Raw genomic sequence first — 15826 nt, 5'->3', positions numbered from 1 at the left:
CCCTCAATAGTCGGACGGATCGCGGAACTGCAGGCCGCCCTGCTTGATGATCAGCTCGGAGCGCGAATTGACGCCGAGCTTGCGATAGACATTGTGGAGATGGACCTTGATCGTGCCCTCGGAGAGCCCGACGCGATCGGCGATCTCCTTGTTGCGCAGGCCGGTGCAGACATAATCCACGATCTCGGACTCCCGCGCGGTCAAAAGGTCGTCCTGCCGCAGGCTCGGCGTGGGATTGCTGACCGAGTGCCGCAAGGCGCGCTCGGTGACCGACGGATCGATCGCCGGCTGGCCCGCCAGGATCGCGTCGATGGCCCGGACGATCTCCTCGGGATCGCTGTCCTTGAGCGCGATCCCGTCTATGCCCAGGCGCAACGCCTCGATCGTGTCCTCGGGGTCGATCTGGACGGTCAGGAACATGGTCTTGACGACCAGCCGCTCCTTGACCTGGCGCAGCATGGCCATGCCGCCGCCATCGGCCATCGACACATCCATCATGATGAGATGCGGGTCGAACGCGTAGATCCTGCTCATGGCTTCCGCCACCGACAGGGCCGACTGGATCTCATATTTGCCGGTGGCGCTCAGATAGCGCTCCAGGCCATGGATGAAGAAGGGATGATCATCCACGATCATGACTTTTTTGCGCGTCATAGGTCTGCCTCATCATAAGTCAGCGGGATAGCGATGGCGAGCAGCGTGCCGGTCTGCAAACCATCCGAATAGGCCCGGCCATTCACGAGCGAGAGACGCTGCCGCAGCGAATGCGACGACAGCGGGCCATTGTGGAAATCGCCCGAGAGCCGCGCGGGCGTCGCCGACAGGTCCATCAGGCTGATGATCAGATTATGATCGCGCAGCGCCAGCGAACAGCGCAATTCCTTCGATCCCGAATGGCGGGCGGCATTGGCGATCACTTCGCGCAACAGATATTCGACATTGTTGGCCGACTCCCGGTGCATCGGGATCGCCGTCTCATCGCTGACGAACTCGACGTCGATCTCCCACTGCAGCGCGGTGGTCTTCACGCACAGCCGCAACGCCTCGAAAAGGTTCACCGGCTGATCGGCATCGACATTCTCGTCGAGGAGAGAGCGCAGACGCGCCTGCTCCAGCGCGATGATCTCCGCGGTGTTGCGAATTTCCGCATTGGCGGCGGGCGCGAGCTCCTGGGACTGGATGATGGTGAGCAGCCGCATCCGCAGCGCGGCCAGCGATTGCAGCACGCCGTCGTGCAGATCCCGCCGGGCGACCTCGCGCGCCTCGGTCAGGAAAGCGCGGCGCATCTCCATCGTCTGGTTGATCCGCTGGATGGCGCCGTCCAGCGCCTGATCGATGGCCCGGGCCTCCTGCGCCAGAACCGCGTCGTTCGGCTGATCATGGGCCAGGATGAGAACACCGCTCTGCCGGCCAAGCTCGAACGGCTTGGCCATGATGACCCCATGATCCAGCAGCGACAGGAGGTGCAATTGATGGATCGGATCGTCGGCATTCGCGCGATCCGCGCGCTCACGCTCCCGGTCGCGGACCACGGTCAGCCCGCCCGGCAGATCCCGCAGTATCCCCAACCCCTTCGTCAATTCGGCCTGGAAGCGCTCAACCGGCCCGTTGCTGAAGACGCGGGCCAGCCCGTTCTTGCGAGACAGGGCAAGCATGCAGATGCAGCGCTCGCCACCGAACAGGCTGGAGAGCTGCTGAATCCATTTGGTGAAGTCGTAGGAAAAGGGCTGATTGGACGCGAGGATGGGGTCAATCCAGATATCGTCGCTGAGACGCTCGAGGCTGGCCCGGCGCCGGCTCGCGAAATGCGACGTCAGCGCATAAAGAAGCATGATGATGGCCCAGACGATGACGTCCGAAGGCAGGACCTGAAGCTCGATCCAGCTCAGATGCGTCATCCTGTCCGCCCACCAGAGGCCGGCCAGGGCGACGATCGGGGGCACGATCGCGACAGGCGCCGTCCATGGCCAGCCGCTGACACGAAGCGCGATCTCATCGAAGAACAGCAGCAGCAGGCCCGTCACCGGCGCGCCCAGCAAAGTGATGCAGCCGACGAATATCCAGTCCACCAGCAGCAGGATCAGAAACTCGATCCTCGTCCGGGGGAGATTGAGGAAGAGACCCGCCAGGGCGAGCGCCGCCAGGAGGAAGACGAGGCCCTGGATCGTATGGAATGCGGCGCCCGACATCGCCGCCTGCCGGCCCTGAAGCAGCACCGCGCTGGCGATGAGGACGCGTGCCAGCGCCAGGGCCAGAAGGGCTGGTCGCTTGCCCAGCATTTCTCCGGACGCGATAGTCTGCACGGCGTCTGCAACCCTAACTTATATCTTTGTCATAGCTCATATGGTGAATTGATTAACACTTAATACCATCATAGCCCTGTTCCCACCAACAATTGTTCATGATTGCGCCGGGGTGAGATGAAGTTCTCCACGTCGTGAAAGGTGAGGGATCGCAATAGTCGCGATATGCTGTAAGATATAGGCTATTGGTTTATTTGGAGCCTTCAAAAATGCCGCCAGACCATCGCAAGTAATCGGCCTCCGCCATTGCTCCCCTGACAGGCGATTGGCGGCGACGCCGGCCACAAGATATGCGATCGGGGTCGGCATCTTCGAGAAGGGCGGACGCAATCTGGTGCGATGGGCCTCGGACGGCTGGATAATTCAGGCCGCGCCTGAACGGCGGCTGGCAGTGATTTCGTCCACAGCCTGCCCTTCCGGATGCGACGCCATTGCGGATAGCTCCCACATCGTCATTCCCGCGAACGCGGAATCGAGGGGCGCCATGACAGTGCGGTTGGGTTCTGGATTCCCGCGTACGCGGGAATGACGGGAGTTGATAAGGCACGCTCCAGCCCGTTCGAACCGTCCGAGATGGTGGGTGCCGACGCTGGAAGCGGCCGGTCCGGTCCCGACGAGTTGCCGACATAAGCCCCTCCCCTTCAGGGGAGGGGTTGGGGTGGGGTTGGACCTCTCAGATCTATTGCTGCGCAAGCGATGCTGACGCATCGCCCCCACCCCCAAACCCCTCCCCTGAAGGGGAGGGGCTTATCTCTCGAATCCACGACGCCCGCGCCGTCCAAGATCGCGTATGTCGAAGCTGGAAGCCGATTCCGGTCGCGACGACAATCAATAGCTCGACGCCATCACAAGATCTCCCGATTGCAGGCATGGGAATCAACGATATGATGGAGGAATGTGGCAACTGGCTATCTTGGCATTGGCATCCGCGACTTCCATCGGCAAAGATGAGATCACGGTTGACAACGAAGCTTTCGGAAAGCGGCGCCATCTGACTTGCACTTGGTTCACCAACTTCGAAAATAGCCGGTTTGAACAATGTTATGACGCGACGGGGAGGCTATTTCGAGACGGCAATGGAGCTTCCATCCGATGCACCAAAGAAGAGTGTAAACGGCTGGATGCTGCAACCCGGCGAGCGGCAGGCTGGAGAAAACCAGAACCGCCCTGGGGCACATTCACCGTGCAATTGGTTGGCCGTGTGAGCCTGTTTTCTCATCAAAAGCGCTATCTTGGCGACGCTACCAGAACCGTTCTCATTGAGAAGGTGCAGAGCGTGCGTGTACCAAAGTAATCGCGCATGAACCGCCAACCGGGCGCAAGGATCATCGCGGGCACCGAGCCAACTAATATTTGCGCTCTTTTTCCTGGATGGCCCGATACCGCAGCGAGCGCGTGGTTCTAAGGCCGTTCAGGCCGAACCGCTCGACGGCACGCAGCCAGCCGGCAAGTTCCTCAAGCGTCATGTTGTAGCGATCGAGCGCTTCTTCCATCGTGAGGAGACCGCCATTGACCGCCGCCACCACTTCCGCCTTTCGCATCGGCAGCCAGTGCGCGTTTCCCGCAGGTGGAAGCATGTCCAGGGTCAGTCGCTGTCCCAATGGGCCAATCACCCATGGGGCTTTCGGAATTGCGCCGCCCTCATTTTTCCCGGCCATGAGGGCTCAGGCGGATCGGGCGATGGGCATCGGGTGTGGTTCGGCGCCCTGCGCTGCCATCACCCGTTGCAACCGCGCCGCGACCGCGCGCCAGACTGCCGCGCCTTCGACATTGCGATCGCGCGTGAAGCCTTGAATCTTGTTTTTGACGAAGGCTGGTGCCTCGTCGCCCTTTTCCTCCAGCACGATGCTCACGAGGGTCCACAATTCCTGCTGGCTGGTCATCCTGCCTGCCTGATCCTCATCCGACAAAAAGAAGCACCGCCGCGTGGGCGCAGCGGTGCTTCATGGTGAGCGCGGCCTGGAGACCGTCACTCATCGACCGGTCCTGTTCAGGCGAAGCTGACGGCCGCCTTGCGACGGCGCATCGCGGCGCCGGCCAGGGCAAAGCCGCCGATCATCATGGCCCAGGTCGCCGGCTCCGGAACGGACCCGCCCGGCTGGGTCGAGAACAGCACGATGTCCGAGCTGGCGCCGTACTTCCAGTAAATCGTCTTGAGATCGACGCCCGCATCGAAGAGATACAGAACCGAGGTGTCGGCCTTTTCGGCATTGCCGGGCGAGCCCTGACCGGCACCGTAGTGCAGGCCGATCAGCGTCATGCCATTGAGCAGCGTGTTGAACGGCGCCGCGCTGAAATCCTGGCTCATCGCTCCGGCGAGGCCGGGGAGCTTGATATAGGTCATCGAGCCCGCATTCTTCACGCCGACGCCATAGAGATCGTCGAGCAGACCCTGCAGACGCGCGACCGAAGCCGGGCTGCCGGCAAATGCCTGACCGTCGACGAAGCCGGCGCAATCGAACGAGCCGAACGTCGTGAACGGGCTTTGGGTGGGGCTGATATCCGAAATATCACAGGCCGGCAGGGCCGCCTGAGCAGGTGAAATCGCCACGAACGCGGCGGCAGCGATGCTGCACGTCATAAGAAACTTGTTCATTCCCACAACTCCCAGTTGTTCCATGAAGACATCTTCACGGCGCTCACAACCAAAATGGCGAACCGCCAGAAGTCGTGAAGCACACATCTTCAATAACCGAGTCTTGTCGGCATTTAAACAATCATTAATGACAATAATCCCGGCCCATCGTCTCGATTTGTTACGCCCTACCTTCATATAACTTTCGTTATATGCACTGTTAAACTACGTATATCTTGAAATACACTAACGGGAATTTACGCATTTTAGACTATATTCCTTCCGCGTCGTTCCTTGCGACAGAACCGAAATCACGGACAACAGGCAAAGTCACGGCTCTGTTTTGGCAAGCAGAAGTCCAGATCGAGCCGCGCCGATCGTCAGGCTTCGCCGTGACGCCGCCTCGGGGCCTCTCAAATCGGGCCGGACTATCGGGGAGAAAGGCTGATTCCGCTGGTAAGGCGGTGGTGGAAGGGGCTGGATTCGAACCAGCGTACGCTCTCGCGGGCAGATTTACAGTCTGCTGCCATTAACCACTCGGCCACCCTTCCAAGGCGCCTGATCCGGCCGGGCCGAGCCCGATAACGGATTTGGAGGGGCGTCTTTGGCGAATGGGGCCTTGCCTGTCAATGCCGCGCTGTGGAAAAGCGGCACCATGAAAAGAGGACATCGCACCGGCAAGCCCAAGGGTGGCTATCCCCATATTTATGGCCGCCACGCCGTCATCGCCGCGCTCGCCAATCCCAATCGGGTGATTCGCAAGATCTGGGGCACGCGCGAGGTGATCAACGCGCTGGAGCTGCCGCCGGTGCTGCCGATCGTCTATGCCGATGTCGCCGACATGGGCCGACTGGTGCCGCACGACGCGCCGCACCAGGGCATCGTCGCCGAGGTCGAGCCGCTTGACGACATCTGGCTCGGCGACCTGCTGGAGGAAGGCGCGCCCGACGAGGCGGCGCGCCGGCCCATCCTGGTGCTCGATCAGGTGACCGATCCGCACAATGTCGGCGCGATCCTGCGCTCGGCGGCCGCCTTCGATGCGCTCGGCATCGTCACGCAGGACCGGCATGCGCCGCCGGAATCCGGCGTCGTCGCGCGCGCGGCGGCGGGTGCGCTGGAGATCGTGCCCTGGGTGCGCGTGGTCAACCTCGCCCGCGCGCTCGATGAGATCGCCGAGGCCGGCTATTGGCGCATCGCGCTCGACGGCGACGCCAAGGAAACGCTCGGCACGGCGCTGGAGGGCGCCAATCGCGTCGCGCTCGTGCTCGGCGCGGAGGGCGAAGGGCTGCGCCTCAACAGCATCAATCATTGCGACATGGTCGCCCGGCTGCCGATGTCGCCGCGCATGGAAAGCCTCAACGTTTCCAACGCGGCCGCGATCGCGCTATACGCCTGCATGACGCGGTAAGGCGCGACGCTCGCCTGCCTTGCCCAGTGGGGGACATGCGGCATGACAAGACTGACCCGATGGCTCGTGCTGCTCGCCGCGCCCCTGCTGCTGGCGAGTTGCATTCTCGTCCCCACCAAGTTCGTCTCGACGCTCGACATCAAGGCCGACCGCAGCTTCACCTTCACCTATGTGGGCGAAGTGCAGCTCCTCAAGTCCAAGTCGGAGAGCGCGCCGGTGGACGAGGAGAATATGAATGCGAACCCGGGCGACGGGAATTCCGAGCAGAGCTGGGACGAGGGCGATGGCGAACCCCGGATGATCCAGATCGCCGCCCGGGCCAAGCCCAAGGCGAAGACCAAGGGCAAGGCGGACGAAACTTTCGGCGAATCGGACGAGGACGCCGCCAAGCTGCAGCAGCTCGCGACCACCCTGCGCGGCGAATATGGCTTCCGCTCGGTGCGCTATATCGGCAATCGCAAGCTCGCCATCGACTATCGGATCAGCGGCAGGCTCGACCACGCCTTCGTCTTCCCGTTCAATCCGGACGGCGAGATCATGTTCCCGTTCCTGGCGATCGAGCTGCGCGGCAAGGACCGGCTGCGCGTGAAGGCGCCGGGCTTCGCCAACGACGAGTCGGCGTCGAGCTCGATGGGAGGCATGGGCGGCATGGGGGGCATGGGTGGCGACGAAGGCCCCGGCTCGCTGCTTGACGGCAGCTTCACGCTCACCACGACGGCGGACGTCGTCAGCCAGAACCAGGAGGACGGCGCCCAGACCCAGCCGGACGGATCGAAGAAGATCGTCTGGACCGTCAGCCCCAACACGCGCGATGCGCCGATGGCGGTGCTGCGGGTCTCGCCGCTGCCATGAGACCGCGCGGCGCGATCACCCTGGCCGCGCTGGCCTGCCTCGGCACCGGCGCGCTCGCGCAGGGCCAGCCGCACAATGCGGTCTGGACCAATCCGCAGCGCAGCGTGCACGTCCGCGCCGAGCCCTGTGGCCGGGAAAGTCCGGCGATGTGCGGGACGGTCATCTGGGCCAATGCGAAAGCCCAGGCGGATGCGCGCCGCGGCGGCACCGATCCGCTGATCGGCGCGCGGCTCTTCCAGAACTTCGTCCCGGAGGGCAAATCCGCCTGGCGCGGCAAGGTGCTGGTGCCCGACATCAACAAGACATTCTCGGGCACGATCATATTGGTCGATGCGAAAACCCTGCGCGCGCAGGGCTGCCTCATCGGCCGGATCGGCTGCAAATCCCAGACCTGGACGCTGGTCGACACGCCCGCCCGCTAGAAAATGATGGTGGCTGGATGAAAACCCGCCCGTGGGTGTCGCGCTACGTCGAGCCCCGCATACGCCCCCCCACCGTGTCTCGACTTCGCTCGACACGAACGGACGGGTGGCGGAATAGGCGTTTCCACCCGATCAACGCTGAATCCCGAGCAGGCCGCTCGGCTCAATCCTCCGGCGCGATGGTGACGGTCATGCCGTCGAGATCGCCGCTGATCGGGATCTGGCAGGAGAGACGGCTGTTGGCCTGGCGATGATCCGAGCTGTCGAGCAGATCATCCTCGTCGCCCTTCATCGGCGGCAGCTTCTCGAAATAGGCCTCGTCGACGAAGACATGGCAGGTCGCGCAGGAACAGCAGCCGCCGCAGATCGCCAGCAGCTCGTCAATGCCCTGGTCGCGGATCGCTTCCATGACCGTATAGCCGTTGGGCGCGTCGAACTGCTCACTGGTTCCGTCCCGCTTCACGACCGTCAACTGCGCCATTTTTATCTCCCAACCGGTGATCGGCTCGCTATGAGGAAGCGATTGCGAGAAATCAACCTCCGGGACGGCCCATGCTCGACGAAACAGCGCTGCGAACTTCCCTTGATGCGCTCGCCGCGCGCGAGCCGTTGATCGCCGGCGCCATCGCCAGCCATGGCTATCCCGAGCCGCGCCAGCGCGAGCCGGGCTACGAGACCCTGCTGCGCACGATCGTCGGCCAGCAGGTGAGCGTCGCGGCCGCCGCATCGGTGTGGAACAAGCTGGAGGCGGCGATCGGCGCCGGCTGCGCGCCCGAGGCGCTGATCGCGCAGGATTACGACACGCTGCGCGCCTGCGGCCTCTCGCGCCAGAAGCAGGGCTATGCCCGCAGCCTCGCCGAGCTGGTCGTGACGGGCGCGCTCGATCTGCATGCGCTCCCGGCGGATGACGAGGAGGCGATTGCCGCGCTTGTCCAGGTCAAGGGCATCGGCCGCTGGTCGGCGGAAATCTATCTGCTCTTCGCCGAAGGGCGGCTCGACATCTGGCCGGCGGGCGACCTCGCCGTCCAGATCGCGATCGGGCGGATCATGGGCCATGCCGAACGGCCGAGCGAGAAGCTGACGCGGGAACTGGCGGAGCCCTGGCGTCCGCACCGCAGCGCGATGGCGATCATGGCCTGGCACCACTACAATACGAAGGTGTTTTGATGGCGCCACCTCGTCATGCCAGCGAAAGCTGGTATCTCTGGCGCCAGGAGACCCCAGCTTTCGCTGGGGTGACGCTATGGATTTACGGGCGGATCACCCCAGCAGCGCGTCGATCTCCTGCGCGAGGGCGATGTCGCGCATCGAGAGACCGTTGGCGTCATGCGTGGTCAGGCGGATGTCGACCCGGCCATAGACGTTGGACCATTCGGGATGATGATCGGCCCGCTCGGCCAGCAGGGCGACCTGCGTCATGAAGCTGAACGCCTCGACGAAATCCTTGAACATGAAGCCCCGACTGATCCCGGTGGCATCGTCGGAAAGCCGCCAGAGCGGCACGGCCCCAAGCGCGACCGTGCGCTCTTCGTCGGTGAGCTGGGGAATTCGGGGCATCATGCTCTCCTTGGGCAGCGCGCCCTTCTCGGCCAGAGGCGCGGAGTCGGTCAAGCGATGAGCGACGCCATGCTCCTCCTCGAGGGCCTCGCCTGTGTGCGCGGTGGGCGGATGCTGTTCGCGGGGCTCGATCTCGCGCTGGCGGCGGGTGGCAGCGCACAGATTGCGGGGCCCAACGGCGTCGGCAAATCAAGCCTGTTGCGCATCGTCGCGGGTTTGCTGCGACCCTATGCGGGGACGGTGCGCTGTGAGGGGGCGGTGGCGCTCACCGACGAGCTCGATGCGCTCGACCGGGAGCGCACGGTGCGGCAGGCCCTCACCTTCTGGGCGCGGATCGACGAGGCCCCGGCCGAGCGGATCGACGCCGCCCTTGCCGATCTGCGCATCGCGCATCTTGCCGACATCCCCGTCCGCATGCTCTCCACCGGGCAGCGCAAGCGCGCGGCGCTGGCGCGCACGCTCGTCACCGCCGCGCCGGTCTGGCTGCTCGACGAGCCCGCCAACGGCCTCGACGTCGAATCCGCCGCGGCACTCGGCGCGCTGGTCGACCGGCATCGCGCGGCGGGCGGCATCGTCCTTGCCGCATCGCATCTGCCGCTGGCCTGGGCGCAGGACCTGACGATCGAACTGCGAGCGCCACGAGACGCCGGGGAGGCGCCATGATCGGCGCGATCATCCTGCGCGATCTCGGCCGCGCCTTCCGCAGCGGGGGCGCCTGGCTGCCGCTCGCCTTCCTGCTGCTGATCGCCGCGCTCTTCCCCTTCGCGGTCGGCCCCAATGCGACCCTGCTTGCGCAAACCGGCGGCGGACTGCTATGGATCGCAGCGCTTCTCGCCAGCCTCCTTCCCATCGATCGACTGATCGAGCCGGATCGCGAAAGCGGCGTCATCGACCAGCTCGTGCTGCGCGGCGCCGGCGAGGGAAGCATCGTGCTGGCCAAGGGCATCGCGCATTGGCTGAGCTTCGGCCCGCCTCTGCTCGTCGCCGCGCTCCCGGCCGGCGCGCTGCTCAAGCTGGCCCCCGAGACGCTGCAGACCGTGATGATCGGCCTCGCGCTCGGCACGCCGGGCCTCGCCGCGCTGGCGATCCTGGTGGCGGCCCTGACCGCTGGTCTGCGCGGCAGCGGCGCGCTCACCGGCCTGCTCGTGCTGCCGCTCGCGGTGCCCATCCTGATCTTCGGCGCGGGTGCGCTGCAATTCGGGGGCGGCAGCGCGCTCAAGATGGTCGCCGCATGCTCGCTCTTTCTCTGCGTCGCTGCACCGATCGCGGGCGGCGCGGCCCTGCGCGCCGGGCGAGAGTGAGGGAGGCGACGTGGACAAGCGCTATCTGACCGCCGACGAGTTGCTGACCGACTCCTTCCGCCTTGCCAATCAAATCCTCGATGGCGGGTTTCGCCCGACCCATATCGTCGGCATCTGGCGCGGCGGCGCACCCGTCGGCATCGCGGTGCAGGAGTTGCTGGAGTTTCATGGCGTCGTCGCGGATCACATCGCGATCCGCACATCCTCCTATTCGGGGATCGACCGGCAAGAGCCCGAAGTGCGCGTCTATGCGCTGGGCTATCTGGTCGACACTCTGGCGCCCGACGACCGCCTGCTCGTCATCGACGACGTGTTCGAGAGCGGGCGCTCGATCGCCGCCTTCCTCGACGCGCTGCGCGCGCGGTGCCGCCACAACATGCCGGACACCGTCCGGATCGCGACGGTCTATTACAAGCCGGCGCGGACCAAGGTCGATCTCGTGCCGGACTATTATGTCCACGAGACCGATGAGTGGCTCGTGTTTCCGCATGAAGTGGACGGGCTGACCCAAGCGGAAATCAGGGCCAACAAGCGCGATGCCGCGATCATCCTGCGTGACGGGAACTGACCCCGGCCGAAGCGGAGGAGCGTCAATCCCGCTTGCAGGTGCTGATTCCCAGCACGGTGTACAGAGGGCAAAATCTTACGAGGCCCGTGAGCAGGGGAATCAGGCCGATCCAGCCCCAGGGCGTCTTCGGCCCGACGAACACCAATGCCAAGAGTATCACCCCAAGAGCTATCCGGGCAATTCGATCCGCAGTGCCGACATTGATCGTGAACATGGGCGATCCTTTCATTGGTGCGATCCGCCCCAGGCCGAAGGCTCTCCGCCGGCCTTGACGGGGATCAGTCCCGCGAGCGCTTCGTTGCATTCATCCCTCTTCGCGAGCGCCGCTTCTCACGCAATTCGCACATTTGAGCGCCACTGAGAGCTTGGGGAAACTACGTATCAGCTGGCGGTCCGAAGCCAGGCCGCGCCTCTGGTGGTCAGCTTGTCGGTCGCGCGGGTTTGCGTCGCGCTCGGCACGATACGCCGGGCTCTCAGCGTCAATCGCGCGACCAGCGCGCCCATATCGCGGTCGGGAGCAGCAGCCCGCGCGCTTCCTCGCGCACCGCCAGTTCGCCGCATTCGATCCTGCCCGGCAAGTCGCCGAGATGGGCACGCAGCAGCTCGCCGATCGCGAGTGCCGACATGCGCACGGCATAGACGGTGAGAAACAGGAAACGGCTCTCGCCGTCCAGCAGCTTGCGGCAATCGGCGATGAGGCCGGGCAGATCCTCCTCCAGCCGCCAGATCTCGCCATCGGGACCGCGGCCATATTTGGGCGGATCGAGCAGGATGCCGTCATAGCGCCGCTCGCGCCGCACCTCGCGCGCGGTGAACTTCGCGGCGTCCTCGACGATCCAGCGGACCGGCCGCTCGCTCATCCCGGACAGCGCGGCATTGGCGCGCGCCTGCGCGACGGATTTCTTCGAGGCATCGACATGGACGGCCTGCGCGCCGATCGCCGAGAAAGCGAGCGTGCCGACGCCGGTATAGCCGAACAGGTTGAGGAATTGCGGCGCCGCCAGCCCCTTCAATTGCGCGCGGCCCCAGGACCAGATCGGCGCCATGTCCGGAAAGAATTGCAGATGGCGGAACGGCGTGCAGGCGGCCTGAAAGCGCGCCTCCTCCCAGGCCAGCGGCCAGCCCTCGCGCGGCACCGGCTTGTCGAAATGCCAGCGCCCGCCGCCATCCTCGTCCGAGGCCGGGATGAAGCTGCCATGCGCGTCCCAGTCCGCCTGTGCCGGCTGCCACATCGCCTGCGGCTCCGGGCGGATGAAGCGATAGGGACCGTAGCGCTCGAGCTTGCGGCCGGCGCCGCTGTCGACGAGGCCGTAGTCGGCCCAGGGTTCGGCGATCATGACGCCGAGCGGGAGAGTGGGGGGCAGAGGAGTCATGGCACCCTTATAGCCCCTCCCCTTTAGGGGAGGGGTTGGGGTGGGGCTTGGCGATGTCGCAGATCGCTGCGCGACACCCACCCCCTACCCCTCCCTTGAAAGGGAGGGGCTTAAGGAGGGCATTTTCAGCCACGGCGTGCCACCGCCCGCTCCGCGACATAGCTGGTCACCGCCTCGAACGTCGCGGGCAGCGTCGCATAGCGCTCCTCGCGACCGAAGAGGTCACCCGCGCGGGACGGCAAGGTCGGGCGCGTGCCGGTCGCGCGCTCGACGGCGTCGCGGAACTTGGCGGGGTGCGCCGTCGCCAGTGTCACCACGGGGACGGAGGGGTCGAGCTCGACCTGATGCGCCGCCGCGAGACCCACCGCGCTGTGCGGATCGATCACCTGCCCGGCGGCATCATAGGCCCAGCGCATCGTGCGCGACATGGCGTCGCCGTCAATGCGCGCGGAGGTGAACAGCTTCGCGGCGCCATCGCGCTGGGCGTTGGTGAGGCGCATCGCCTTGGTCGCCTCGAAGCCCTTCATCTGCTCGCCGAGCGCGATCCCGTCGCGCCCGCCCAGATCGAACAGCAGCCGCTCGAAGTTGGAGGAGACCTGAATGTCCATGCTCGGCGTCGCGGTCGGGATGACCGTGCCCTGGCTGTAATCGCCTTCCCTCAGCGCGCGGTGCAGGATGTCGTTGACGTTGGTGGCGACGATCAGCCGCTCGATCGGCAGGCCCATCCGCGCCGCGACATAGCCGGCGAACACGTCGCCGAAATTGCCGGTCGGCACCGCGAACGCAACCTTGCGGTCGGGCGCGCCGAGGCGGACGGCGGCATAGACATAATAGACGACCTGGCTGACCAGCCGCGCCCAGTTGATGCTGTTCACCGCCGAGAGATCGAAGCGCGACGCGAAATCGGCATCGTTGAACATGCGCTTCACCAGCGCCTGCGCATCGTCGAAGCTGCCCTCAATCGCGATGTTGTAGACGTTCGGCGCGAGCACCGTCGTCATCTGGCGCCGCTGCACGTCCGACACGCGGCCGGCGGGGTGCAGCATGAAGATGTCGATCTTGGCACGGCCGGCCACGGCGTCGATCGCGGCCGAGCCGGTATCGCCCGATGTCGCGCCGACAATGGTCAGATGCGTGTCGCGACGGGCGAGGAATTTCTCGAACAGCAGGCCGAGCAGCTGCAGCGCGACATCCTTGAAGGCCAGGGTCGGACCGTGAAACAGCTCCAGGAACCAGTGCCGGTGGTCGAGCTGAAGCAATGGCGTCACGGCGGCATGAGCGAAGCGGCCATAGGCCTGTGTGCACAGATCGCGCAGCTCGTCTTCGCTGAGGCTCTCGCCGACGAAAGGCAGGATGACCCGGACCGCCGTCTCGACATAGGAGAGGCCGCGCATCGCCGCGAACTCGTCCGCGGTGAAGGTCGGCCAATGCTCGGGCAGGTAGAGGCCCCCGTCGCTCGCCAGCCCCGCCAGCGTCGCGCCCTCGAAATCGAGCGCCCCCGCGCGCCCCCTGGTGCTGATATACTGCATGACGGGCCGGTCCTTAGCGGTGACTTGCGATTATCGCAACTTGGGCGACACGCCCCCTATTTGGCGGCCTGGTCCCGCAGCCGCTTGCGCACAGCCAATCCGTAGATCACCGCCGCAACCGCCGCGAAGAGGAACCACTGCACCATGTAGGAGCGGTGATTGTTCGGCACCGAGGCAGGATCGGGCGGCGCGGAGGGTGCGAGGCCCGGCGCGGCGCTCTCGGCAACGATCATCAGGCGGAGCGGCGAACCATGACGGGCCAGGCGCGCGATCCAGGGCGTGTTGTCCGGCTCATGCGTGGCGAGACCGCGGACAGGACCGCCGGCCCAGGCGATCTTGATGTTGGGCAAGGTGCTCACGCCCACATCCACGACCAGACCCGGCCCCTCCGCACCTGTCGCGCAGGTGGCGATGTGGCGCCAGCCGCTCTTGCCGTCCGTGCTCCGCCCACCGACTTCCTGCCAGCCGATCACGCGCAGGCAATTGGCGGACAGCCGACGGAAGAGATAGGTTTCGTCCGTCGGTCGCTGCGCCGGATAGGCGGTCGCCGGTCGCGTCATGTTGGCGCGCCAGATGGCGAGCGCGGCTTCCTTCTGATGCGCGCGGCCGAGTTGCCAGATGCCCAGGCCGATCATGGCGGCAATCGCCAGCGCGACGACGATCGTGGGAACGATCGGAAGCTTGCGGATCACGGCTTCGGCCCGTCGGCAATCTTCCCTTCGCGCGCCTTGTTGCGATATTCGAGGATCAGCAGCGCAGCCTTGGAGACGCGCAGACATCCGATGACCAGAGCGACGGTGAGCGGCCCCCAGAGCAGGATATGCACCCAGAAGGGCGGACTTGCCTTCACCTGGACGATGAGCGCCAGCGCCGTCACCAGCCCGCCGACGATGAGGATCAGGAACGCGGCAGGCCCGTCGCCGACATTGAACGCGCCATAGTCGAGCCCGCAGGCCCGACAGCGCGGCGCCAGCCGCACCCAGCCATCATAGAGAGGCGCGTTCTCGCAGCGCGGGCATCGCGACGACAAAGCCGCGCGGAAGAGGGGTGTCGTCGGCGCGGCTTTATCTTGCGTCATGGCTTTCGTCGCGGCTCAGCCGCCGTGGACCGGCGCGCCCCAGCCGCCCCAGACATAGACGGCAACGAACAGGAACAGCCAGACGACGTCGACGAAGTGCCAGTACCAGGCCGCGGCCTCGAAGCCGAAATGCTGGCGGGGCGTGAAGTCGCCCTTGTAGGCGCGGATCAGGTTGACGATCAGGAAGATCGTGCCGACCAGCACGTGGAAACCGTGGAAGCCGGTCGCCATGTAGAAGGACGAACCATAAGGCGTGGTGCCGAACGCGAAGGGCGCATGGGCATATTCATAGGCCTGGATGCTGGTGAAGGTGATGCCGAGCAGGATGGTCAGCCACAGGCCGGTCTTGAGACCCTGACGGTCCCCGTGGATCAGCGCATGATGCGCCCAGGTGACGGTCGTGCCCGAGCAGAGCAGGATCAGCGTGTTGAGCAAAGGCAGCTCGAACGCATTCATGACCTCGATGCCCTTCGACGGGAACAGCCCATCGATCGGCGGCAGCGCGCTGGGGAACAGCGAGAAATCGAAGAAGGCCCAGAACCAGCCGACGAAGAACATGACTTCCGACGCGATGAACAGGATCATGCCGTAGCGCAGGTGAAGCTGCACGACCGGGGTATGATCACCGGCATGCGCCTCGCGGATCACGTCCGACCACCACATGAACATGGTGCCGAGCACACCGAGCAGACCGAGGATGAAGATCGCCCCGCCATGCGAGGGCATGGAATCGGGATGCATCCAACTCACCGCGCCCACCGCCATGATCAACGCGGACATCGCGCCGATGAACGGCGTGATGGCGGGTGGCAGAATATGATAATCGTGGTTCTTGGCGCCGGACATGTCTTTCCCCGTAT

The 15826-nt window shown here is 65.1% G+C and carries 21 protein-coding genes and 1 tRNA gene; 8 read left to right on the top strand and 14 right to left on the bottom strand.

What is annotated here, in order from left to right; translation table 11 throughout:
- Nucleotides 1-3: 3 nt before the first annotated feature.
- Both KK488_RS09910 and KK488_RS21665 read right to left on the bottom strand, forming a co-directional pair.
- Entirely contained in the window at nt 4-654 is a 651-nt protein-coding gene (locus KK488_RS09910) for a response regulator (protein WP_214623059.1), read from the bottom strand.
- Nucleotides 651-2303, bottom strand: coding sequence for a sensor histidine kinase (locus KK488_RS21665; protein ID WP_214623057.1), 1653 nt, complete (start codon nt 2301-2303; stop codon nt 651-653). The genes KK488_RS09910 and KK488_RS21665 overlap by 4 nt, the downstream gene beginning before the upstream one ends.
- Before the next feature lie 895 nt (nt 2304-3198).
- On the opposite strand from KK488_RS21665, the gene KK488_RS09900 reads away from it, so the two are divergent.
- On the top strand, nt 3199-3597 hold the full coding sequence (locus KK488_RS09900) for a hypothetical protein (RefSeq protein WP_214623055.1): 399 nt from the start codon (nt 3199-3201) through the stop codon (nt 3595-3597).
- 52 nt (nt 3598-3649) lie between these two features.
- Here the strand turns inward: KK488_RS09900 and sciP are convergent, their stop codons facing one another.
- The 4 genes from sciP to KK488_RS09880 form a co-directional block, all read right to left on the bottom strand.
- Nucleotides 3650-3961, bottom strand: coding sequence for a CtrA inhibitor SciP (sciP, locus tag KK488_RS09895; RefSeq protein WP_214623053.1), 312 nt, complete (start codon nt 3959-3961; stop codon nt 3650-3652).
- 6 nt (nt 3962-3967) lie between these two features.
- Nucleotides 3968-4186, bottom strand: a complete 219-nt coding sequence (locus KK488_RS09890; RefSeq protein WP_214623051.1) for a DUF6961 family protein — start codon at nt 4184-4186, stop codon at nt 3968-3970.
- A 107-nt stretch (nt 4187-4293) separates the two neighbouring features.
- Entirely contained in the window at nt 4294-5076 is a 783-nt protein-coding gene (locus KK488_RS21325; RefSeq protein WP_250890241.1) for a PEPxxWA-CTERM sorting domain-containing protein, read from the bottom strand.
- 267 nt (nt 5077-5343) lie between these two features.
- Nucleotides 5344-5429, bottom strand: a tRNA-Tyr gene (locus tag KK488_RS09880).
- A 104-nt stretch (nt 5430-5533) separates the two neighbouring features.
- On the opposite strand from KK488_RS09880, the gene rlmB reads away from it, so the two are divergent.
- From rlmB to KK488_RS09865, 3 genes are read left to right on the top strand one after another with little or no spacing between them, the layout of a single operon-like run.
- Nucleotides 5534-6286, top strand: a complete 753-nt coding sequence (gene rlmB / locus KK488_RS09875; RefSeq protein WP_214623049.1) for a 23S rRNA (guanosine(2251)-2'-O)-methyltransferase RlmB — start codon at nt 5534-5536, stop codon at nt 6284-6286.
- Between the two features lie 42 nt (nt 6287-6328).
- Entirely contained in the window at nt 6329-7138 is an 810-nt protein-coding gene (locus KK488_RS09870; protein WP_214623048.1) for a hypothetical protein, read from the top strand.
- Complete coding sequence (locus KK488_RS09865; protein ID WP_214623046.1) at nt 7135-7560, top strand: DUF2147 domain-containing protein; 426 nt, start codon at nt 7135-7137, stop codon at nt 7558-7560. Before KK488_RS09870 ends, KK488_RS09865 begins: the two co-directional genes overlap by 4 nt.
- Before the next feature lie 163 nt (nt 7561-7723).
- Here the strand turns inward: KK488_RS09865 and KK488_RS09860 are convergent, their stop codons facing one another.
- Nucleotides 7724-8041, bottom strand: coding sequence for a 2Fe-2S iron-sulfur cluster-binding protein (locus KK488_RS09860; protein ID WP_214623044.1), 318 nt, complete (start codon nt 8039-8041; stop codon nt 7724-7726).
- A gap of 71 nt (nt 8042-8112) precedes the next feature.
- Between KK488_RS09860 and KK488_RS09855 the strand changes: the two genes are divergently transcribed.
- Nucleotides 8113-8727, top strand: coding sequence for a DNA-3-methyladenine glycosylase family protein (locus KK488_RS09855; RefSeq protein ID WP_214623042.1), 615 nt, complete (start codon nt 8113-8115; stop codon nt 8725-8727).
- Between the two features lie 93 nt (nt 8728-8820).
- Here KK488_RS09855 and KK488_RS09850 read toward each other — a convergent pair whose 3' ends face one another.
- Entirely contained in the window at nt 8821-9117 is a 297-nt protein-coding gene (locus KK488_RS09850) for a 4a-hydroxytetrahydrobiopterin dehydratase (protein ID WP_214623477.1), read from the bottom strand.
- Between the two features lie 57 nt (nt 9118-9174).
- On the opposite strand from KK488_RS09850, the gene ccmA reads away from it, so the two are divergent.
- Genes ccmA through KK488_RS09835 form a run of 3 tightly spaced genes read left to right on the top strand, consistent with a single transcriptional unit; the run spans nt 9175 to nt 10986 of the window.
- Nucleotides 9175-9780 carry a heme ABC exporter ATP-binding protein CcmA gene (gene ccmA, locus KK488_RS09845; RefSeq protein ID WP_214623041.1) on the top strand — a complete coding sequence of 202 codons (606 nt, stop codon included), beginning with the start codon at nt 9175-9177 and terminating at the stop codon, nt 9778-9780.
- Nucleotides 9777-10418, top strand: a complete 642-nt coding sequence (locus KK488_RS09840; RefSeq protein WP_214623040.1) for a heme exporter protein CcmB — start codon at nt 9777-9779, stop codon at nt 10416-10418. The genes ccmA and KK488_RS09840 overlap by 4 nt, the downstream gene beginning before the upstream one ends.
- Before the next feature lie 10 nt (nt 10419-10428).
- Entirely contained in the window at nt 10429-10986 is a 558-nt protein-coding gene (locus KK488_RS09835; protein ID WP_214623039.1) for a phosphoribosyltransferase, read from the top strand.
- A 22-nt stretch (nt 10987-11008) separates the two neighbouring features.
- On the opposite strand, the gene KK488_RS09830 is transcribed toward KK488_RS09835, so the two are convergent.
- The 6 genes from KK488_RS09830 to KK488_RS09805 form a co-directional block, all read right to left on the bottom strand.
- The gene (locus tag KK488_RS09830) at nt 11009-11200 is read right to left on the bottom strand and encodes a YgaP family membrane protein (protein ID WP_214623038.1); all 192 of its coding nucleotides are present in this window, start codon (nt 11198-11200) and stop codon (nt 11009-11011) included.
- A gap of 265 nt (nt 11201-11465) precedes the next feature.
- Nucleotides 11466-12359, bottom strand: a complete 894-nt coding sequence (locus KK488_RS09825) for an RsmD family RNA methyltransferase (protein WP_214623037.1) — start codon at nt 12357-12359, stop codon at nt 11466-11468.
- Nucleotides 12360-12484: 125 nt separating this feature from the next.
- Nucleotides 12485-13888 (bottom strand): threonine synthase, encoded by a 1404-nt coding sequence (thrC, locus tag KK488_RS09820; RefSeq protein ID WP_214623036.1) that lies wholly within the window; start codon nt 13886-13888, stop codon nt 12485-12487.
- Nucleotides 13889-13944: 56 nt separating this feature from the next.
- Nucleotides 13945-14580 (bottom strand): SURF1 family protein, encoded by a 636-nt coding sequence (locus KK488_RS09815; protein ID WP_349356871.1) that lies wholly within the window; start codon nt 14578-14580, stop codon nt 13945-13947.
- The gene (locus KK488_RS09810) at nt 14577-14966 is read right to left on the bottom strand and encodes a DUF983 domain-containing protein (RefSeq protein WP_214623032.1); all 390 of its coding nucleotides are present in this window, start codon (nt 14964-14966) and stop codon (nt 14577-14579) included. The genes KK488_RS09815 and KK488_RS09810 overlap by 4 nt, the downstream gene beginning before the upstream one ends.
- Before the next feature lie 15 nt (nt 14967-14981).
- Nucleotides 14982-15812: a cytochrome c oxidase subunit 3 gene (locus KK488_RS09805; RefSeq protein WP_214623030.1), complete on the bottom strand. Its 831-nt coding sequence runs from the start codon at nt 15810-15812 to the stop codon at nt 14982-14984.
- Between the last annotated feature and the right edge of the window lie 14 nt (nt 15813-15826).

Origin of the sequence: Sphingobium nicotianae (assembly GCF_018603885.1) — a bacterium.
GTDB lineage: Bacteria > Pseudomonadota > Alphaproteobacteria > Sphingomonadales > Sphingomonadaceae > Sphingobium > Sphingobium nicotianae.
The sequence above is the reverse complement of the archived record's forward strand: the minus strand, read 5'-3'. Positions and strand labels throughout refer to the sequence as shown.